General features: G+C 64.5%; 19 protein-coding genes. 9 read left to right on the top strand and 10 right to left on the bottom strand.

Going from position 1 to position 18,525, the window contains the following annotated elements; genetic code table 11:
* The first annotated feature begins 36 nt into the window (after positions 1–36).
* Both EOD43_RS15565 and EOD43_RS15560 read left to right on the top strand, forming a co-directional pair.
* Positions 37–411 (top strand): response regulator transcription factor, encoded by a 375-nt coding sequence (locus tag EOD43_RS15565; protein WP_127744960.1) that lies wholly within the window; start codon positions 37–39, stop codon positions 409–411.
* Complete coding sequence (locus tag EOD43_RS15560) at positions 408–1,091, top strand: response regulator transcription factor (protein ID WP_276318202.1); 684 nt, start codon at positions 408–410, stop codon at positions 1,089–1,091. Before EOD43_RS15565 ends, EOD43_RS15560 begins: the two co-directional genes overlap by 4 nt.
* Here EOD43_RS15560 and EOD43_RS15555 read toward each other — a convergent pair.
* Entirely contained in the window at positions 1,088–2,143 is a 1,056-nt protein-coding gene (locus tag EOD43_RS15555; protein WP_164857261.1) for a PAS domain-containing sensor histidine kinase, read from the bottom strand. The genes EOD43_RS15560 and EOD43_RS15555 overlap by 4 nt on opposite strands.
* Positions 2,144–2,280: 137 nt before the next feature.
* Here EOD43_RS15555 and EOD43_RS15550 point away from each other — a divergent pair, with 137 nt between their 5' ends.
* A complete protein-coding gene (locus EOD43_RS15550) occupies positions 2,281–2,970 on the top strand; it encodes an MOSC domain-containing protein (protein ID WP_206363572.1) in 690 nt (229 codons plus the stop codon).
* A complete protein-coding gene (locus EOD43_RS15545; protein ID WP_127744958.1) occupies positions 2,960–3,742 on the top strand; it encodes an NUDIX hydrolase in 783 nt (260 codons plus the stop codon). Before EOD43_RS15550 ends, EOD43_RS15545 begins: the two co-directional genes overlap by 11 nt.
* Before the next feature lie 81 nt (positions 3,743–3,823).
* On the opposite strand, the gene EOD43_RS15540 is transcribed toward EOD43_RS15545, so the two are convergent.
* The gene (locus EOD43_RS15540) at positions 3,824–4,729 is read right to left on the bottom strand and encodes a LysR family transcriptional regulator (protein WP_127744957.1); all 906 of its coding nucleotides are present in this window, start codon (positions 4,727–4,729) and stop codon (positions 3,824–3,826) included.
* An 87-nt stretch (positions 4,730–4,816) separates the two neighbouring features.
* Between EOD43_RS15540 and EOD43_RS15535 the strand changes: the two genes are divergently transcribed.
* Together EOD43_RS15535 and EOD43_RS15530 are read left to right on the top strand one after the other, a co-directional pair.
* Positions 4,817–5,851 (top strand): aldo/keto reductase, encoded by a 1,035-nt coding sequence (locus tag EOD43_RS15535; RefSeq protein ID WP_127744956.1) that lies wholly within the window; start codon positions 4,817–4,819, stop codon positions 5,849–5,851.
* 12 nt (positions 5,852–5,863) lie between these two features.
* Positions 5,864–7,045: an MFS transporter gene (locus tag EOD43_RS15530; RefSeq protein WP_127744955.1), complete on the top strand. Its 1,182-nt coding sequence runs from the start codon at positions 5,864–5,866 to the stop codon at positions 7,043–7,045.
* 54 nt (positions 7,046–7,099) lie between these two features.
* On the opposite strand, the gene EOD43_RS15525 is transcribed toward EOD43_RS15530, so the two are convergent.
* The 8 genes from EOD43_RS15525 to EOD43_RS15490 all read right to left on the bottom strand — a co-directional run bounded on the left by EOD43_RS15525 (position 7,100) and on the right by EOD43_RS15490 (position 15,082).
* Entirely contained in the window at positions 7,100–7,861 is a 762-nt protein-coding gene (locus EOD43_RS15525; RefSeq protein ID WP_127744954.1) for an energy transducer TonB, read from the bottom strand.
* The gene (locus EOD43_RS15520; protein ID WP_127744953.1) at positions 7,837–8,094 is read right to left on the bottom strand and encodes a DUF3325 family protein; all 258 of its coding nucleotides are present in this window, start codon (positions 8,092–8,094) and stop codon (positions 7,837–7,839) included. Before EOD43_RS15520 ends, EOD43_RS15525 begins: the two co-directional genes overlap by 25 nt.
* A complete protein-coding gene (locus tag EOD43_RS15515; protein ID WP_127744952.1) occupies positions 8,091–8,384 on the bottom strand; it encodes a DUF3649 domain-containing protein in 294 nt (97 codons plus the stop codon). The genes EOD43_RS15520 and EOD43_RS15515 overlap by 4 nt, the downstream gene beginning before the upstream one ends.
* Positions 8,381–9,946: a PepSY-associated TM helix domain-containing protein gene (locus tag EOD43_RS15510; protein WP_127744951.1), complete on the bottom strand. Its 1,566-nt coding sequence runs from the start codon at positions 9,944–9,946 to the stop codon at positions 8,381–8,383. Before EOD43_RS15510 ends, EOD43_RS15515 begins: the two co-directional genes overlap by 4 nt.
* A gap of 73 nt (positions 9,947–10,019) precedes the next feature.
* Positions 10,020–12,461: a TonB-dependent siderophore receptor gene (locus tag EOD43_RS15505; protein ID WP_127744950.1), complete on the bottom strand. Its 2,442-nt coding sequence runs from the start codon at positions 12,459–12,461 to the stop codon at positions 10,020–10,022.
* A 132-nt stretch (positions 12,462–12,593) separates the two neighbouring features.
* Positions 12,594–13,544, bottom strand: coding sequence for a FecR family protein (locus EOD43_RS15500; protein ID WP_164857260.1), 951 nt, complete (start codon positions 13,542–13,544; stop codon positions 12,594–12,596).
* 103 nt (positions 13,545–13,647) lie between these two features.
* Positions 13,648–14,160: an RNA polymerase sigma factor gene (locus EOD43_RS15495; protein WP_127744948.1), complete on the bottom strand. Its 513-nt coding sequence runs from the start codon at positions 14,158–14,160 to the stop codon at positions 13,648–13,650.
* A gap of 274 nt (positions 14,161–14,434) precedes the next feature.
* Positions 14,435–15,082 (bottom strand): cysteine hydrolase family protein, encoded by a 648-nt coding sequence (locus EOD43_RS15490; RefSeq protein ID WP_206363571.1) that lies wholly within the window; start codon positions 15,080–15,082, stop codon positions 14,435–14,437.
* A 666-nt stretch (positions 15,083–15,748) separates the two neighbouring features.
* Between EOD43_RS15490 and EOD43_RS15485 the strand changes: the two genes are divergently transcribed.
* From EOD43_RS15485 to EOD43_RS15475, 3 genes are all read left to right on the top strand, one after another.
* The gene (locus tag EOD43_RS15485; RefSeq protein WP_127744947.1) at positions 15,749–16,960 is read left to right on the top strand and encodes an NAD(P)/FAD-dependent oxidoreductase; all 1,212 of its coding nucleotides are present in this window, start codon (positions 15,749–15,751) and stop codon (positions 16,958–16,960) included.
* A gap of 80 nt (positions 16,961–17,040) precedes the next feature.
* Positions 17,041–17,433, top strand: a complete 393-nt coding sequence (locus tag EOD43_RS15480) for a hypothetical protein (protein ID WP_127744946.1) — start codon at positions 17,041–17,043, stop codon at positions 17,431–17,433.
* Between the two features lie 125 nt (positions 17,434–17,558).
* Positions 17,559–18,473 (top strand): MBL fold metallo-hydrolase, encoded by a 915-nt coding sequence (locus EOD43_RS15475; protein WP_127744945.1) that lies wholly within the window; start codon positions 17,559–17,561, stop codon positions 18,471–18,473.
* The last annotated feature ends 52 nt before the right edge of the window (positions 18,474–18,525 follow it).

Genomic DNA, 18,525 nt, shown 5'->3' with positions numbered 1-18,525 from the left:
CAATAGCGCGCCCGCCTCCCTGTCCGAGGATAAGGAATGACCCCATCCCCCCTGATCGCGATCGTCGATGATGACGGGGCCATCCGCAACGGACTGTCGAGCCTGCTGCGATCGGAGGGTTATGGGGTGGAGCTGTTCGCCAGCGCCGAAGCCTTTCTCGATCGGTCCGCGCCCAACGCGCTCGATTGCCTGATCACCGACATCCAGATGCCCGGTCTCACCGGGCTGGAATTGCAGGCGATCCTTCGGAAGGATCGCCCGTCCATGCCGGTCATCATCATGACGGCCTTTCCCGAACCGACCTATCGCGAGCGGGCGACGGCGAACGGCGCAATCTGTTTCCTGAGCAAGCCGTTCAACGCCGACGAGTTGCTGAACTGCGTCGGTCGGGCGGTCAGGCAGCCCCGATGATGCCCGCGCCACGCGAAACGCCCATAGTGTCGCATCTGGGCGCGGTCGATCCGGACCGGTTCGAACCGGCCGCAACCGTCCATGTCATCGATGACGATCCATCGATGCGGCGGGCCATTTCCGCGCTGCTGCGCTCGGCCGGGGTCGCTTCCTGCACCTATGAAAGCTGCGCGGAATTCCTGCGCGCCGATCGCCCCGATGGCCTGGCCTGCCTGATGCTCGACGTGCGCCTGCCCGGCATGAGCGGCCTCGATTTCCAGGCGCAGCTCGCCGCGCAGGGGATCGATCTGCCCGTGGTGATGATCACCGGGCATGGCGATGTGCCGATGTCGGTTCAGGCGATGAAGGCGGGCGCGGTCGATTTCCTGACCAAGCCGTTCCGCGATCAGGATCTGCTCGACGCCGTCAACGCCGCGATCGACCGCCACAGGACATGGCGTCTTACCCATGCCCGGACCAGCGACCTCCTGTCGCGCTACGCCAGCCTTTCGACACGCGAGAAGCAGGTGATGGAACTCGTCACCACGGGACGCCTCAACAAGCAGGCAGCGTTCGATCTGGGGCTGAGCGAGATCACCGTCAAACTCTACCGCGCATCGGCGATGAAGAAGATGAAGGCGCGAACCCTGGCAGATTTCGTCCGCATGGCCGAAAGACTGCAGGTCGGCGCGGAAGACTAGACCAGAGCGGGCAACGTCACCGAGAAGCGAGCGCCGTCAGCACGGTTTTCCGCAGTGATCCGGCCACCATGCGCCTGAACGATCGAGCGACAAATCGGCAATCCCATCCCCATTCCGCCGCTCTTGGTCGTGAAGAAGCTGGAGAATATCTGATCCTGATCGACGGCGGCGATGCCGGGGCCGCTATCGTCCACCTGGATCAGAATGGTGCCGCCCGCGGCCTGGGTGGTGACGATCAGATGCCGGTCGCCGCCCCTACGTTCGGCCATCGCCTGAACAGCGTTGATGGCGAGGTTGACGATCACCTGCTGGAGCTGAATCCGGTCCGCCATCACGAGGGGAAGCGCGTCCGCAAAGGCGGTGCGAACGGCCACGCCACGTTCCAGACATTCATGGCGCACGATCAGCAGGGCATCGCCGATCAGGTCGTTGATCGCGATCGGCTGGGGCGCCGGATCATGCTTGGTCGCCATGCTTCGGATGCGCGTGATGATCTCGCTCGCCCTGCGCGTGTCGGCGACGATATCGTGGAGCAGGATCGCCGCCTCAGCGGGCTCGGGTTCGGGCCGTTCGATCCACCGCAGGCTGGCCTGCGCGAAGGCAAGGATGGCGGCGAGCGGCTGATTGAGTTCGTGCGCGATCGACGCCGTAAGCTCACCCAGGATCGAAATCCGCGCGGCGTGGGAAAAGGATGTTTCGGCCAGCGCCGGCGTCGGGATGCGACGCGACCATTCCCACAGATAGGCTCCGTCCCCATCGGCCAGATGCACTTGCTGCCGCACCGACACATCGATCGCGCTGCCATCCGCCTGCCTGCGGCCGCACTCCCCCTCCCAACGACCGACCCGCCATCGTTCGGCCAGTTCGGGCGACTTTGGCATCGCCAGCAGTTCGTCCATGTCGCGGCCGAGCGCCTGTTCGCGCGGCCAGCCATACAACAGGGTCGCACCGTCATTCCAAAAGGCGATACGTCCGCTTTCGTCGCACCCGATGATCGCGTCGGACACAAGATCGCCGACGGTCTGAGCATCGAGTGTCAAGGAACCGCGCATCAATCCCCCATCCGGTGCACGAAACGACCGGGTCGATGACTGGCATGTTTCAATCATTTGATCGAACCAAACCTTCGGACATATTCCGCACGCGGTGCGACCGGGGATAGGATGGAATGGCCGCGACGGAGACGCCCATGATGATCGACCGCAGCATCGCCGCCATACTCACCGGCCGTATTCAACCGCTCGGCACACGCGCGATCGAAAGCGGCATCGCAAAGCGCGCGCATCGGGCGCCGGTGCGGATCACGCGCAATGGCTTTGCCGGCGACGAGCAAGGCGATCGCCAGCATCATGGCGGTCCCGACAAGGCGATCCACCATTATCCCCGCGATCATTATCGCGCGTGGCGGGCCGCCATAGGCGATCATCCCCTGCTCGACGATGCGGGCGCCTTTGGCGAAAATGTCTCGACCACGGGATTGATCGAAACCGACGTCGCGATCGGCGACAGATTCCGGCTCGGCACCGCGCTGGTCGAGGTTTCGCAGGGGCGGCAACCCTGCTTTCGGCTCAATCTGCGGTTCGGCATGGCCGGCGTCGCCCGGCAGATGCAGGATAGCGGACGGACGGGCTGGTATTATCGCGTGATCGAAGAGGGCAGCGCCGCCCCCGGCGATGGCCTGACATTGGTCGATCGCCTGACGCCCAGCTGGACCATCGATCGTCTGCGCCGCATCTTCTACGTCGATGTCGGCGATCGCGAGAGCCTGGCCGCCATCGCCGCGCTGGCGCATCTGCCGCTCCGCTGGCGCGAAATGGCTGCAAAGCGGCTGCAGACCGGTGCGGTCGAAGATTGGGGCAGGCGGCTAGATGGCGCCTGATCCGCCACCCGCCATCCCCGCGGCGACCGTGATCCTATTGCGTGACCGACCCGATGGCGCCCCACCCCAGATCCTGATGGTGCAGAGGGCGCCGACGATGGCGTTCGCGCCGGGCGCGATCGTCTTTCCCGGCGGCCGGGTCGACGAGGCGGATCGATCGCTGGCGTGCGAAATCGATCACGGACTGACCGAGGAGGATGCCGCGGCCCGCATCGCCGCGATCCGGGAGACGATCGAGGAAGTCGGTCTCTTCATCGGCATGCCACCACCGCCCGCCGCCACCGGCACGGCCGTTCGCCTCGCCATGCGTGACGGAATGGCGTTCGCCACCGCCCTGAGGCGCTGGAATCTGACGCTCGATCTCCCGGCGCTCGAACCGTGGTCGCGCTGGCGCCCCGGCGCGGCGGAGTTGCCGAATGTGACGCGGATCTTCGACACGCGCTTCTATATCGCCCGCGCGCCGGACGACACCAAGTCCGCAGCTGTCGACGGCATCGAAACTATCCGCCTCCGCTGGGCAAGCGCCGCGGAGTTCATCGCGGATTGCGACGCCGCGCGCGAATTCGCGATCTTTCCAACCCGTTGCAATCTCGAACGGCTGACACAGGCGAACAGCCACGCCGCATTGATCGACTTCGCACGCCGCTTCGATCACCCGCCGATCATCCCCTGGATCGACCATCGCGGCGACGAACCGCACCTGCGCATCCCCGACACACTTGGATATCCGATCACCTCGCGCCCGACCGAAGAGGCGCAATCGCCGCCTTGATCCTCATCAAAAAGGGCGGCCGTTTTTGCACCATATCCTTGCTTGACGAACGTCCATGATTGAGGCGCATACGAGCGCCAATCAGCCTAAATTCTCAGCCAGGAAATCGACGAACGCCCGCACGCGTGCGGGTGTGTTCGCGCCGCCGACGAACACAGCGTGGATCGCCTCGATATCGCCGGGGTTGAACGCCTCCAGGATCGGGACGAGCGCGCCGCTCGCGATTTCGCCCGCCACGCTGAACGCGCCGACGCGGGCGATGCCGATGCCGATGGCGGCGAGTTGGCCCAGCGTTTCGCCATTGTTCGCCTCGATGCTGCCCTTCACGGACAAGGAGAAATCCTGGCCGTCGCGGCGGAACGGCCAGACCGGTTCCGCGCGGCGGAAATTGAAGTTCAGGCAATTGTGATCATGCAGATCCTCGGGGCGCTGTGGCGTGCCGTGGCGGGCGAGGTAATCGGGGGAGGCGACGATCACGCGTCGCGTCTCGCCCAGCTTGCGCGCCGTCAGCGAACTGTCGGCGAGCGGGCCGAAGCGGACGGCGATGTCGGCCTGGCCCGCCGCGATGTCGATCAAAGTGTCGGTCAGCGCGATGTCGACCAATATGTGCGGATAGAGTTCGGCGAAGCGGCCCAGCAGCGGCACCACGCACAGCCGGCCATGTGACAGCGCCGCGCTGACGCGCAGCCGTCCGCGCGGTGCGCCCTGATCGGCGATCTGCTGTTCGGCGTCGTCGAGGTCGGCCAGGATGCGCCGCGCCGCCTGCAGATAGGCCTGCCCCTCCGCCGTCAGTGATAAAGCGCGGGTCGATCGCAGCAGCAGGCGCACGCCCAGCCGCGCCTCGATCCGATCGACCGCGCGGCTGACCGCCGACGGACTGAGCCCCAGCATGCGTCCGGCCGCGGAGAAACTCTGCTGCTCGACCACCGTCGCGAACAGGGCGAGCGCGCGGGCGCGATCGTCCCCGGTGGTATCTTTTGCGTCCATTGCAAAAATCCTTGGCGTCGGCGGGCGCTATTCAGTCGATATGCGGGCGTCCATTTATGCGCCTGTATAGCAAGGCACGGGTGAAACATGGAATATCGGCAACTCGGCGCCTCGGGCCTGCGCGTTCCCGCGCTCAGCTTCGGCACCGGCACCTTCGGCGGCAAAGGGCCGCTGTTCAGCGCGTGGGGGCAGAGCGACACGGCCGAGGCACGGCGGCTGATCGACATCTGCCTCGACGAAGGCGTGACCCTGTTCGACACCGCCGACGTCTATTCGGACGGCGCGGCCGAAGAGATATTGGGCGAAGCGATCGACGGTCGCCGGGATTCGGTCCTGATATCGACCAAGACCGGCCTGCCGATGGGCGATGGCCCGCAGGATTGGGGCGCATCGCGTGCGCGGCTGATGCGCGCGGTCGAGGATGCGTTGCGGCGGCTGCGCACCGATCATATCGACCTGCTTCAGCTTCATGCCTTCGACGCTTCGACCCCGACCGAGGAACTGATGGGCACGCTCGACGGGCTGATCGCGTCGGGCAAGGTCCGCTATGCGGGCGTTTCCAACTATCCGGGCTGGCAATTGATGAAGGCGCAGGCGCTGGCCGATCGCCACGGCTGGCCACGGCTCGTCGCGCACCAGGTCTATTACTCGCTGGTCGGCCGCGCCTATGAAGCGGATCTGATGCCGCTCGCCGCCGATCAGGGCATCGGCGCTTTGGTGTGGAGCCCGCTCGGCTGGGGCCGCCTGACCGGCAAGATCGGACGGGACCGCCCGTTGCCCAAGGGCAGTCGCCTCCATGAAACCGAACAATTCGCGCCGCCGGTCGAAACCGAACTGCTCTATCGCGTGATCGACGCGCTCGAAGCGATTGCGGAGGAAACCGGAAAGACGGTGCCCCAGATCGCGATCAACTGGCTGCTGCGGCGGCCGACCGTGTCGTCGGTGATCGTTGGCGCGCGCAACGAGGCGCAGCTTCGCCAGAATCTGGGCGCGGTCGGATGGGCGCTCACCGCCGAACAGGTCGCTGCGCTCGATGCCGCGAGCGACGTGCTGCCGCCTTACCCCCACACCCCCTATCGCCAGCAGGAGGGCTTTGCCCGCCTGAACCCTGCGCTCGTCTGAGGATATAGATCGATGAAGCTCAATCCCGGATTGATCGCGCTTTCGGTGGGCGCGTTCGGCATCGGCGTGACCGAGTTCGCGCCGATGGGCCTGCTGCCGGTGATCGCCGCCGATCTCGGTGTGTCGATCCCGTCCGCAGGCCTGCTGATCAGCGCCTATGCGCTCGGCGTGATGATCGGCGCGCCGTTGATGACGCTGACGACCGGCCGCGTGCCGCGTCGCACCTTGCTGATCGCGCTCGCGGGTATCTTCACCGTCGGCAATCTGCTGGCGGCAGTGTCGGACAGTTATGCGATGCTGCTGGCCGCGCGCGTGCTGACGTCATTCAATCACGGCGCGTTCTTCGGCGTCGGATCAATCGTGGCAGCCAGTCTCGTCCCGCCGCAGCGGCAGGCGGGGGCCGTCGCCGCGATGTTCATGGGGCTGACGATCGCCAATGTCGTTGGTGTGCCGCTGGCGACCTGGGCGGGCGAGCATCTGGGCTGGCGCGCATCCTTCCGGGGTATTGCGGCGCTCGGCCTGGCGACGATGGCGGCGCTCCGCCTGACGCTGCCGGCGCTGCCCGCACCACGCGGGGGCGATGCGATGGCGGAGCTGCGGGTGCTGGGGCGCGGGCGCGTGCTCGGCGCGCTGGCGCTGACCGTGATCGGATCGAGCGCGATGTTCACCGTCTATACCTATATCGCGCCGATCCTGCGCGATGCGACCCACGCCTCGCTGGGCTTCGTGACCGCGATGCTGGTGACCTATGGCGTCGGCATGACCGTGGGCAACTGGCTGGGCGGTCGCTTCGCCGATCGTTCGGTCGATCGCACGTTGATCGTCACGCTGGGCGCTCTCTCGGCCATCCTCATCGCCTTTGCGATGTTGATGGCGCATGCGAGCGCGGTCGCGATCCTCGTCTTCCTGTGGGGCATCGCCAGTTTCGCGCTGGTGCCGCCCTTGCAGGTGCGCGTGATGACCGCGGCGGCCGATGCGCCCAATCTCGCCTCGGCGATCAACATCGGCGCTTTCAACCTGGGCAACGCCTTCGGCGCGGCGCTGGGCGGCGGCGTGATCGCGGCGGGCCTCGGCTATCCGGTCGTCGCATTGGCGGGTGCTGCCGCGTCAATGATCGGTCTCTCAGCAATGCTGGGCATGTCTTGGCGGCGAAAGAAGAAGAGTATTTCGAGTCCGCTTTGCCTCCAATCGTAAGAGAACGCGAACGCCCGATACTGCGTGCATAGCTGCAAGTGCTTTTGATTGAAGCTATCGCAGGAAAAACTCCACCGGCACCACAAGTTCGATCGTACTCTGCGAAGAGTTTGAAGGTGGTTTGGGTAGCGGGGTCGCTCGCCGGGGAAGTTCGGTCGCTTCTCGATCGAGATCTGCAAAGCCAGAGGATCGTTCGAGACGCGAAGACAGAACCCGCCCGTCACGATCCACAACGAACCGGATGTAGGGCACGCCCTGCTGCCTGCGGACCATCGCCAGGCGCGGATAGCGCTTAACGCGGTTAAGCGCGCCGAGCACCAGATCCTCCCAGGCCGGCTTGGCGTCATTGGCAGAGGCGGGGGGTGGGGCAGGAGGCTGAGCCGGCGGGGCTGCTGGCGGTTGGGGGGCAACGGCCCTTGGCAGGATCAGAGGCGCTTCGGCGCGTGGGGGCAGTACGGGTTCGACGAGAAGTTCGGGCGCGGCCTGCGGTGTCCGCGCCTGTTCCGGAACCGGGTCCGGGTTGGGATCGGGCTGTACTTCTGGCGGCTGCGGCTGGGCGATATCGAAGACGCTGAGCGCAACGGGCGGCGGCGGTGGCTGAAAGCGGGTCCAGGTGAAGAATATGCCGACAATGATTCCCAGAGTGATCAGGGCAACGCCGCCAAGTCCGCACAGGCGAGCGGCAAGACTGACTGGCTGATCGGTATAGCGGCGGGATGCTTCCCATTCCCGATCCAGACCGGGCGTGGGCTCGCGCTCAGCGGCGCGTTCCAACAGAGTGTGTGGCACATTCATCGTGCGCGCACCTTGCGCCATGTCTGCGTCAACGCGACGATGATCGTCGCCACCATTCCCGCGCCACACCATGCCACTATACCGATCGACGGCCCCCGTTCGAATATGGCTATGAAAAGGCTCGTCCCGACCAGCGACCAACCCGCGACGCGCAGGGCGACACGACGGCTGAAGTCTTTTCGGCCGGGCAGGTTCATCGCGCTGGCCAGCACGCCCAGGCCGATGATCATCGTCAGCAGGATCGCCGCTGTCATGGCACGATCACCTTTGGCCCGACCATCAGGAGCATGACTCCCGTTATGGCCGCCGTCGCGGTCAACGCGCCCAAGGCGCGCCGCACGGCGCGGGCATGAAGCACGGCCATGATGATCCCCGCATAGGCAAGAAAAGCGATCATCATTGCGGTCATCGACGCTTCGACCCCGGACAGCGGCAGGGTGCGGGCGACCAGCATGGAGAGGAGCGATGCGACGCCATAGCCGCCGACGATGGCGACCAGCAGACGGGCTGCGATGGCGAGACGCGGCCGCCGATATCCGCTCATGCGAGCGCCTTCCGTCCGAGGCGTCCGACCGGACGAACGGGCGTGCGCTTCCTGTTGTGGAGGTGCAAAGCCGCGGCGGCGAAACATATCCCCGCCAGCAGCGCCATCAGATCGAAGCTCGCCAGCGCCCAGTCTGCGGCGGGCAATGTTCTGCCAAGGTGCCGGTCGGTCGTGAGCATGTTGAGCAATGGAAGGCCGGCGAATAAGCCCGCCGCAGCGCCGAGCACCTCGATCCACGCCCGCCTCGCGGGGCGGAGCGAAGACCAGAGTAGCATCGCCCCCCAACCCAGAAACAGGCAATGCGCCTCCCATGCGGCCCGGCCGGTCAGGTCGACGGGCAGCAGCCGGTTCGCCCAGAAATAGGCGGCGATCCCAACCGGCAGTCCGGCCAGCGTGCCGATGTTGAGGCATTCCACCATGCGCAGGCCGAAGCTTTGTCTTCCATTCTGCTTGCGCTGGCGCTTGACCGTCCACAGCACGAGGCCCGTCGCGATCATGCCGCATCCCAGCAGGCCAGACGCAAAGTAGAGCCAACGCAGCCACCATCCCGAGAATATGCCTTCATGCAGACCCAGCAGCGCGCTGCGCACGCCGAGGACCGGCGACTGGCGGGCGGTTTCCCGCTCCAGAAGCGCGCCGTCGGGAGCGGCATAGTGCAGCCGCTCGTATACGTTACGCATGATCGTGCGGCTGCCATCGTGGATCAGCATCACCTCGGCGGCGGCATCGCCGGGATGACGGACCAGGATGATATCGGGCATCCCGCCCCGCCACTCGCGTGCAGCGGCACCGGCAAAGCCCGAAAGCGGCAGCACCGGCGCCGATCGGCCTGATGGCGCCACGTCGCGTTGCGGCTCGAGTGCTTTCCAATAGCGATCCATCGTGCCGAAATTGGCGGTGACGCCGGCCGGCATGTAGAATTCCATGTAGAAGACGAGGCCGCTGAAGCTGATCATCAGGAAGAACGGCAGGGCCGCGACGCTCAGCAGGTTGTGCAGATCGAGCCAGGATCGCTGCCCCTTGCCGGGCCGGAAGGTGAAGAAATCGGCGAAGATCTTCTTGTGGGTCACGATGCCCGTCAGAAGGATCACGAACAGCGCCATCGTGAACAGACCGACGATCATCAACCCGGCATATTGTGGCAGGTAATGCAGCTTCCAATGCATCCGATACAGCGCGTAGCCGCCGCCGGTTTCACGCGGTGTTGCGACAGGCACGAAAGCGCCCGTCGCATCCAGAACGCGCTGCTCCCGATCCCGGCCGAAGGGCGAACCGTTGCCCCAGGCCAGTTGCAGAGCCTGGCGCCGATCGTCGGGCATTTCGACCACCCAGAAATCTGAACCCGCCGCGTGTTGGCGCAGATAATGGTCGGCCCGTTCCAGCGCCTGAGCCGGCGCCATCCGCGCGCCCGCAAGCGGCAGTTCCGGTCGCATCCAGCGATCTATTTCCTTATGGAAATAACCCAGCGTGCCGGTCACGAAGATGAAGAACAGCACCCAGCCGGCGACGAGCCCGCCCCAGACGTGCAGCCAGGCCATCGATTGCCTAAAGCTGTCCTTCATCCGATCCGTCCGCTTCGCCGATTATCCGATCGAAAAGGGCGCGCCGCAGCTTAAAGCCGGGCGCGCCATCGCCTCAATATTTGAACCGCAGCGTCGCCATCACGGACCGTGGGGTTCCGTAATAATTGTTGGCGGTCGCGTTGCCGACCTTGGTGTAATATTTGCGGTCGAACAGGTTCTCGACGTTGACTGAAAGCTTCACCTTCTCGTCGAAATTATAGGCGAGCAGAGCCGACGCCACCGTGTAGCCGCCTGCCGCGAAACGGACGGTGCCGATCTGGCTGTAGAAGTCGCTGTTGGCGCGCAGACCGCCGCCCATTTCGACCCCGGACAAGGCCGACGCCGCCGGGAAGCGGTAATTGCCCCACAAGGTCAGATTATGTTTGGGCGTTGTCGGCGCATAAGCCTGCCCGACCTGCGAAACGGCGGCCACCAGGATTTTGGTCTTCGTATAGGCATAGCCGGCGGTGACATGCAGCCCCTGCGCCAGTTCGCCGTTCACCTCGGCCTCGAAGCCTTCCGCGCGCCTTTTGCCACCGCCGATCGAGAAGCCGGGATTGGCCGGATCGACCAGCGCCTCGTTGCTACGCGTTGTCCGGTAAACGGCGGCGCTGAGGGTCAGCCGCTGATCCATCAACGCGCCCTTGACGCCCAGTTCGACCTGCCGGCCGGTGATCGGATCGAGCAGCGTTCCCTGCACCGTAGTCGCCGACTGCGGCTGAAAGATCTCGGCATAGCTGCCGTACACGAACCAGTCGGCCAGTGGCTCCAGCGTCGTCCCGAAATAGGGGGTCACTTCGCCCTTGATATCGGGGCCGGATGTGCGGCGATTGGTCAGGCGATCGAAATTGCGCACGTCGCGCCAGCTGGCGCGCAACCCGCCGATCAAGGTCAGCGGCTGGACCGGCTTCACGCGCAATTGCCCGTACAGGCCGTAGGATTTGGTCTTGGCGACAATGTCCGTCGCGGTCGGCTGCGCGGCGAAATTGGGCTCGGGGATCGCGCCCGGATCGAATGTGAAGAAGTTAACCCGAGGAAAGCCCGAAAAGGCGCGCCGGAATGTGGATTGCGAATAATCCTGAAAATCGCCGCCGATCAGGATGTTGTGCTGCGATCCAAAGGCCGTGAACGGCGTGTCGACGAACAGGTCGGCCGCGGTGTTGCGGTTTTCGATCGCCTCGTCATTCGACGCGAGCGACTGCATCCCCAGGGCGTCTACGCCGCCGCCGGAGAACAAGGTCTGAGACGATCGATCCGAGTTGGAGCGACGCAACGTCCCCTTGATGCGTCCGCCATTGCCCAGCCGATGTTCGAGTTCGGCCAGAAGATCCAGATTCTCGAGTTTCCCGCCTGCCCAGGGCGTGCCGTAGGATGTCGAGCGGGGAACGTTGACGAGCGTGCCGTTCGCATAAGCCGGCAGCCCGTAGAAATAGTCCATCCGCGCATCCTGATAGGTCGCGGCGAGGGCTAGCGTGGTCGCATCGTCGAAGTCGAACTCGACCGTGCCGTAACCCAGATATTTGCTGTTATCGATCCGATCGAGGAACGAGCCGCGATCCTCGGCGACGGCGACCACGCGGGCGCGGATATTGCCGGACTCGGACAGAGACCCGCTCACATCGCCTTCCGCCCGCAGCGTGCCCCAACTGCCCACGCCTGCGGTGCCGCCCGCATGGAAACCGGAAAGCGCGCGTTTGCGCACCAGATTGATGGTCGCGCCTGCGGAACCGGCGCCGCGGAACAGCCCGGCCGGCCCACGCAGCACTTCGACACGGTCGTAGATCGCAAGGTCGAATTGCGCCGCCCGACTGTCGACGCTCTGGTTGATGCCATCGAGCTGATAATCGGCGCTGGCGCCGCGTGAGAGAGCCGAATGTTCGGTATAAACGCCGCCGACCGACTGAAGCGTCATGCCTGTCGTGAACTTCAGGGCCTCACCCACATCGGTGATATTCTGATCCTCGATGCGCTGCCGTGTCACGATCGACACCGATTGTGGCGTTTCGCGGATCGAGAGTGCGGTCTTGCCGATCGTGACCGCGTGGGTGGTGTAGGCCCGCGTGCCGTCGGTCGCGCCGGGATCGCGTGAGGCATCCGCCCGACCGGTGCCTTCACCTGCCGAGCCACCCTCGACGCGGACTGGCCCAAGCTGCCTGGCATCGCCATTCGGCTGCGGGGCGCGCTCGATCGTATAGGCGCCTTCACCTGTCTGACGATAAGCGAGGCCAGACCCGGCCAGCACGCGCGACAGCGCCTCCGCCGTACCGAAACTGCCACGCATGCCCTGGCTCGACAGGCCGTTGGTGAGCGACGCATCGTAGAAAAGCTTGATGCCGGATGCCTCGGCAAAACGATTCAGCGCTGTCGCCAGCGGGCCGGCGGGGATGTCGTAGCTGCGCACACCTTGCGCGTGCGCTGCCTGCGGCATCACCATCAAAGCGCTGCCCAGCACCGCCGTCATTGCCATTACCGAGCCCATCGCACGTCCGAAACCGCGGCACGCGCGCTTGTTCATCCCAATCGCCGTCACTCGACCCCCCGTTTCTGTATCAAGGAGGCAGCCGCACTGCGCTGCGAACGCCTCTCAATAGCTATGACGTCTCAGGTCGCGGAATGTGGAAAGGACGACGGATTTTTATTGAAGGCGTCAGGAATGGAGCAAGATCAGCCGGTTCGTGATCCTCGTCGATCCGATACCAAGCGAACGCTGGATCGTATCGAGCGCGCCCATCGGGTCGTTCAGCGGAAAGACACCGCTAAATCGCCGCTGGCTCAGTTCGCCGCCGATCACGCCGATATAGCCCGGATGATAGCGATTGAGTTCCGCCACGACCTCCGCGAGCGGCCGATCTACGAAGACGAGCTTCCCGCGTGTCCAGCCTTCGGCATCATAGGTATCGATATCGTGGCGATCGGTCGCGCCGTCAGGGCCATAGCTTATCGCCTGCCCCTCCTCGACGACAGCCGACCAGTCGGGCGTTTCGGCATCGGCCGACGCCGCGACCCGCACTTTATGTTCGGTGACGGATACATCGGCCTGCGCGCCCCTGAGCCGCACGATGAAGCGTGTGCCCAGCGCTGTGGTCGTCCCCGATCCGGCCTGCACGGTGAAAGGGCGGGCGGCATCGGCGGCCACGGTGAAGGCCGCTTCGCCGGACAGGAGGCGCACGGCGCGTCGTCCGTCAGCATAATCGACCTCGATCGCGCTGTCGGTGTTCAATCGTGCAATGGATCCGTCGGGCAGCGTGACATCGCGGCGTTCGCCCGTGCCGGTGATCGCGTCGGCCCGCAGGCGCATAGGCATATCGAGCGTGGCGCCTACGATGGCGATCACGGCAACCGCCGCGACGACACCCGCGATGCGATGTTTCTGGCGCGTCGGCTTGCTTTCCAGGATTCGCGCCTGCGCCGGCATGTCATCCATCGCCTGCCAGCTGCCCTCCAGGCGACGATAGGCAGCCTCATGCAAGGGATCTGCGTGCAACCAGATCAGAAAGGCCTGCTCGTCGTCGGCAGACAGCAGGCCTGCGTCACGCTCCGCGATCCAGCGCGCGGCCTCGTGCCTGACCTCCTCCAGAATCCGCGATCCTGACGCCAAACTTGCCCCCTTCCCGTTCCCCGCCAGAGGCACGAGACAATCAAGGTCTCATAGCTATGACGTTGGAGATATGATTTTGTGGAATCTAGTGACGCGAGGCGGATCAGTCGCCGTCGTCATGCAGGCGCGCGTCACAGTGCAAAAGAGCGCGCTGAAGCATTTTCGCAATCGCGCTGCGTGACAGACCTAGCCGATCGGCGATCTCCGCCACCGGAAGTTCGTCGAACTTGCGCATCACGAATACCTGCCGAACGCGCGGCGGCAATTCGTCCAACGCAGCCAAGACCTTTTCGAGACGCTCGCGACCGATAAGCGAGCGTTCAACAGACGGGCGATCATCCGCAACTTCGGTCGGCAGCATCCCGCTTTCGAACAGCGCGCTATGACGTCGGGCGGCCCTGACATGATCCGTCGCGAGATTGGTCGCCAACCTGAACAGGAAGGCGCGTTTGTTGATGATCGGGGGATCATCCTCGATCCGTTGAATGCGGAACCAGAGGCTCTGGGTGACGTCCTCGGCTACGGACAAGCTACCTGCTATGCGCTGCGCCAGCCTCTGCAAAGAGAGGCGCTCGACCAACAAAAGTCGGGTGAGGGCAGCGGCATTGGTGGGCATCGAGGCCCGCCTACCCATATTAAGAACCATTCGCAATATGGAAGTGGCAAGCAGTTGACGGGCCGCAATCAGAACGACTGATAGTTGGAAAGCTGACCGGCGGCTTCCGGGATTCTGAGCGTTTCCCGGGAATAGCTGATATTGGGGCGCGAAGCGGCCTATCACCACGGCTTTCGGACAGGTCGATCCAAGCACCGAATGTTGCCTCGATCCCGCTCCCATCCCGGACAATTTCGCAATTTGGCCGTCGGAGGACGACATTTACAACCACAGCCTATCGCTTCATCATCTTGACGGTCTCATCGGTCGTCCACAGCCCGTTGGCCATGTAGCGAAAGTTGATGAGAGCCGAGAGGTTGCCGTCGCCCTCCGGCAGCTTGGGCGCGGCGATCGCGTCGCGGACGACCGCAACCTCGAACCCTTGCTCAAGGAAGTCGCGAACATGCGATTCCACACACATGTTCGAAAGCATGCCGACGATGATCACTTGATCCACATGCTGCTTGCGCAGCTGAAATGACAGGTCATTGACCTGCGGACCATAGAGCTTGTGGGGTGAGGCGATGATCGTCTGACCGTCGAGGATATATTGTTTGAACTCGGGCAGAAAATCCGCGCCCGATCCTTCGAACCCCTCCAGCGTATAGGGTCCCTTGCGATCGAAGATACCGATGTCGTGCTGGAAGACCTCAAGCGGCCCCTGCACCTTCCACTGATGATCCCAATGATAATAATGGTGCGGTGAGATCGCGACGACCATGCCCGACGCCTTGGCTGCAGCGAAGAGTTGGTGAAGATGCGGGATCAGCTTTTGCTCGGTGACGGCTTCGCCAACCACCGGCCAGGCTCTGCCCTTGGGATCCATGAAGTCGTTCTGCGGGTCGATCACCACCAGTGCGGCCCGCTTTGGCGCGAGCACCATCGCTCCCTTCTTGAGCGCAGGGTTTGCGGGGTCCGCATAAGTGGCTGACGGCGCGGCTGCACCCGCTGGTGAGAGATAAAGGTGCGCGCATAGCGCCAATGCCAAGAAGCGACTGGCGCGCGCGGCGGCGGGACGGGTTCTCTTTGTTGAAAACATTCGGCGTCTCCAGACGATTGTTGAGGCACAATCGCGGCACAGCGGCTCCGCGCTGCTCCACACCTGGAGACTGGATTGCCTAGATCGGCTCAGCGATCGAACAAGGGGGCAGGACGAACCATGCGAAAGGTTAGGCACCGTCAAACCGAAGTCAGATCGGTGTCACCGCCGCAGTTGCGGCCAATGCCCTAAACCTCCGGGCGCAGCTTCCTACACCTTTGCATAGGCCCTCCCATTCTCGACAGTTTCAGGCGGGCGGCGCTATGAACGGGGTGTCGACCGGATGACCGTCCGATCGTGAGTTACTGACGGGTGAGGCAACGCGATCCTCACCCATTTGAGGGCTTCAGGTGGCACGCCGCCGCAGGCTCGATCCGTCAACAGTCATCATTGCTGATTTCCGGCTGACATCGTCAGCCTGCTTCGGGTGCTCGCAAGAGCATGACGATGCGCGCCATCGGAAATGGGCTCTGAATCTCTGTTGCCATCCATCAAGGCGAGGAGGTTGTCATGTCGAAGAATATCGCAATTATCGGCTCGGGCTTTGCAGGAATGATGGCGGCGCTGGGCGCTTCCCGCCTGCGCCACGAAGCCGGCGTATCGCCCGAGGAGATGACGATCACCGTCATCTCCCCGAAGCCCGAATTGGTCATCCGCCCGCGCCTGTACGAGCGCGATCCGCAGCAGATGGTTGCGTCTCTCGTCGATCTGTTCGCGGCGACCGACATCCTGCATCATGCGGGCAGCGTCGAAGCCATCGATGCCGCCGCGTCCACCATCGGCATCGTCGGTGCGGATGGCAGCGCGACCACTCTGCCCTTCGACCGACTGGTGCTCGCCGCCGGCAGCGACGGCTTCGCACCGCCGATCCCCGGCTTGGCGGAATTCGGTTTCGCAGGCACTCAGCTCGACGAAGCCGTGGCGCTCGATCGCCACCTCCACAAGCTGGCGACAAAGCCGGCGTCGGCAGCCCGCAATACCGTCGTTGTCGGTGGCGCCGGTTTCACCGGGCTGGAATTTGCGACCGAGATGCCCGCCCGTCTTCGCGAAATTCTGGGCAAAGATGCCGATGTCCGCGTCATCATCGTCGATCGATCGGCGCATGTCGCACCGGCGATGGGCGATGATCCGCTGCCGTTCATCGAGGAGCGGCTGCGCACGCTTGGCATCGAAACGCGGATGAACGTCGGCATCTCGTCGCTCGACGAACGCGGCGTCACCCTGGCCGATGGCCAGCATATCGAGACGATAACCGTGATCTGGTCCGCCGGGATGCGAGCTTCTCCCCTTACTGTGCAATTGCCGGGCGAACGCGACAATCTGGGCCGCATCGTGGTCGAGCCGGATCTGCGCGTGCCGGGGGCACCCAATGTCTTTGCAACCGGCGACACGGCCAAGGCCCGAACCGACGCGCACGGCAATTTCGCCGCCATGTCCTGCCAGCATGCCCGCCGCCTGGGCGCGTTCGCCGGGCACAATGCCGCCGCCGATCTGCTGGGTCTTGAAACGCTTCCCTACGATCAGCCCGCTTATGTCACCTGTCTGGATCTTGGCCCCGACAGCGCGATCTTCACCCGCGGCTGGGACTCGCGTGTCGAGGTGAGCGGCGAACAGGCGAAGGCGATCAAGCGGGAGATCAACGAGATCTGGATCTATCCGCCCGCAGCCGATCGGACAGCGGCTTACGAGAATGTGCTCGCCGCCCGCACGATCGACTTCTGAGCGCGCTTATCGCGGAACCTGAGACAGCGGGAGATCGGACATCGATTTCCCGCTATCTGCATTTCGGACGGGAGGACCACATGCTCCTGATGCAATTGGATCGGGCCACTGCAAGCCCGCACACATCCTTTACCGCTCACTCCGCCACCCCTGCTCTCCTGCCGGGCAGGCCGCGCCAAAGCGCCTTGACGGCGCTTGAGCGCAGTGTCGTGGCGCTCGCACTGTTCGATCATCCGACCAGCATCGATCCGCCCTCCCGCACAGCCCGTTTCCTTTTCAGCCTGTTCGGTTTCAGGCCCGTCAACCAGCTGGCCGACAATCGGCTGGAGGCGCTTCGTCGCTTCTGTATTCGCTTGCGCGCTGCCGGTGATGCGATGCCGACAGCCGAAATCGCAAAGCTGCGCGGCGCGGGTTATTCGCGCGCCGCATTGGACGAAGCCCGACGCCTGATCGAACGCTCCGGCCGGGGCTGAGCCCATCGTGTTGCCGAACCTGTACCTTCGTATGGGCCATTCGCTCCCTCAACCCAAATCGACCGCCGACGCAGCCCTTCATAGCCTTGTCATCGCCGCACCGAGGCGGCGTCCAGGAGGTTCACATGAAACAGGATAATATCGCGCGCTCCGGCGAAACGGCCGTCGAAGAACTCGTCCCGTCGCGCTATGCGCTCAGCATCGGCGAAATCGACGTGCTGATCGTCAGTGACGGCGTCCTGCCCCTGCCGACCGAGACGATGGCGACGAACGCCACGGCATCCGATCGGGCCGGCTGGTTCAAGGACATGTTCCTGCCGGCGGACGCCTTCGACTGGCCGCTGAACGTCCTCGTCGTGCGCAGTGGCGAGCAGCTCATCCTCGTCGATGCAGGGCTGGGCGGGCAGTTTCCCGGCTTCCCCCGCGCCGGCCAGTTTCCCAAGCGACTACAGGCAGCGGGCATCGACCTCGGCTCCGTGACCGACATCGTCATCACCCATATGCACATGGATCATATCGGCGGCCTGCTGGTCCCGTCGGTGCGCGATCAGCTGAGCCCGGATGTGCGCATCCACGTCTGCGCCACCGAAGTCGATTTCTGGGAGACGCCCGATTTCTCCCACACCGCCATGCCGTCACCGGTCCCCGACGTGCTTCGCTCTACCGCCGCGCAGTTCATGGATCAGTATCGCGGGCAGGTGGAGACGTTCGAGCAGGAGCATGAGGTTGCGCCCGGCGTCCTCGTCTGGCGCACGGACGGCCATACGCCCGGCCACAGCGTGGTCCGCCTGACGTCGGGCAAGGATCGCCTGACCTTCCTGGGCGACGCGATCTTCCCGGTCGGTTTCGATCACCCCGACTGGCACAACGGGTTCGAGCATGACCCGGCGGAATCGGTCCGCGTGCGCGTCCAACTTCTGCAGGATGCGGTCGAAACCGGCGAGCTGCTGGTCGCGACGCACCTGCCCTTCCCCTCGGTCGGCCGCGTCGCCGCCGATGGCGATGCCTTCCGCTGGGTGGCGGGCTTCTGGGACTTCTGACCGGCCATCCGGCCGCGAACTTCGGCGGGGCGTCAGCCCGACGCCCCGCGCT

The sequence above is a fragment of the Sphingomonas crocodyli genome, from assembly GCF_004005865.1.
Classification (GTDB): domain Bacteria; phylum Pseudomonadota; class Alphaproteobacteria; order Sphingomonadales; family Sphingomonadaceae; genus Rhizorhabdus; species Rhizorhabdus crocodyli.
This window is presented reverse-complemented; position numbering and strand designations above follow the sequence as displayed.

What these genes read in the sequence shown, in the direction of transcription:
- EOD43_RS15565 (WP_127744960.1), top strand. Translation starts at nt 37, where the DNA reads ATGACCCCATCCCCCCTGATCGCGATCGTCGATGATGACGGGGCCATC.
- EOD43_RS15560 (WP_276318202.1), top strand. Translation starts at nt 408, where the DNA reads ATGATGCCCGCGCCACGCGAAACGCCCATAGTGTCGCATCTGGGCGCG.
- EOD43_RS15555 (WP_164857261.1), bottom strand. Translation starts at nt 2,143, where the DNA reads ATGCGCGGTTCCTTGACACTCGATGCTCAGACCGTCGGCGATCTTGTG.
- EOD43_RS15550 (WP_206363572.1), top strand. Translation starts at nt 2,281, where the DNA reads ATGATGATCGACCGCAGCATCGCCGCCATACTCACCGGCCGTATTCAA.
- EOD43_RS15545 (WP_127744958.1), top strand. Translation starts at nt 2,960, where the DNA reads ATGGCGCCTGATCCGCCACCCGCCATCCCCGCGGCGACCGTGATCCTA.
- EOD43_RS15540 (WP_127744957.1), bottom strand. Translation starts at nt 4,729, where the DNA reads ATGGACGCAAAAGATACCACCGGGGACGATCGCGCCCGCGCGCTCGCC.
- EOD43_RS15535 (WP_127744956.1), top strand. Translation starts at nt 4,817, where the DNA reads ATGGAATATCGGCAACTCGGCGCCTCGGGCCTGCGCGTTCCCGCGCTC.
- EOD43_RS15530 (WP_127744955.1), top strand. Translation starts at nt 5,864, where the DNA reads ATGAAGCTCAATCCCGGATTGATCGCGCTTTCGGTGGGCGCGTTCGGC.
- EOD43_RS15525 (WP_127744954.1), bottom strand. Translation starts at nt 7,861, where the DNA reads ATGGCGCAAGGTGCGCGCACGATGAATGTGCCACACACTCTGTTGGAA.
- EOD43_RS15520 (WP_127744953.1), bottom strand. Translation starts at nt 8,094, where the DNA reads ATGACAGCGGCGATCCTGCTGACGATGATCATCGGCCTGGGCGTGCTG.
- EOD43_RS15515 (WP_127744952.1), bottom strand. Translation starts at nt 8,384, where the DNA reads ATGAGCGGATATCGGCGGCCGCGTCTCGCCATCGCAGCCCGTCTGCTG.
- EOD43_RS15510 (WP_127744951.1), bottom strand. Translation starts at nt 9,946, where the DNA reads ATGAAGGACAGCTTTAGGCAATCGATGGCCTGGCTGCACGTCTGGGGC.
- EOD43_RS15505 (WP_127744950.1), bottom strand. Translation starts at nt 12,461, where the DNA reads ATGAACAAGCGCGCGTGCCGCGGTTTCGGACGTGCGATGGGCTCGGTA.
- EOD43_RS15495 (WP_127744948.1), bottom strand. Translation starts at nt 14,160, where the DNA reads ATGCCCACCAATGCCGCTGCCCTCACCCGACTTTTGTTGGTCGAGCGC.
- EOD43_RS15490 (WP_206363571.1), bottom strand. Translation starts at nt 15,082, where the DNA reads ATGGTGCTCGCGCCAAAGCGGGCCGCACTGGTGGTGATCGACCCGCAG.
- EOD43_RS15485 (WP_127744947.1), top strand. Translation starts at nt 15,749, where the DNA reads ATGTCGAAGAATATCGCAATTATCGGCTCGGGCTTTGCAGGAATGATG.
- EOD43_RS15480 (WP_127744946.1), top strand. Translation starts at nt 17,041, where the DNA reads ATGCTCCTGATGCAATTGGATCGGGCCACTGCAAGCCCGCACACATCC.
- EOD43_RS15475 (WP_127744945.1), top strand. Translation starts at nt 17,559, where the DNA reads ATGAAACAGGATAATATCGCGCGCTCCGGCGAAACGGCCGTCGAAGAA.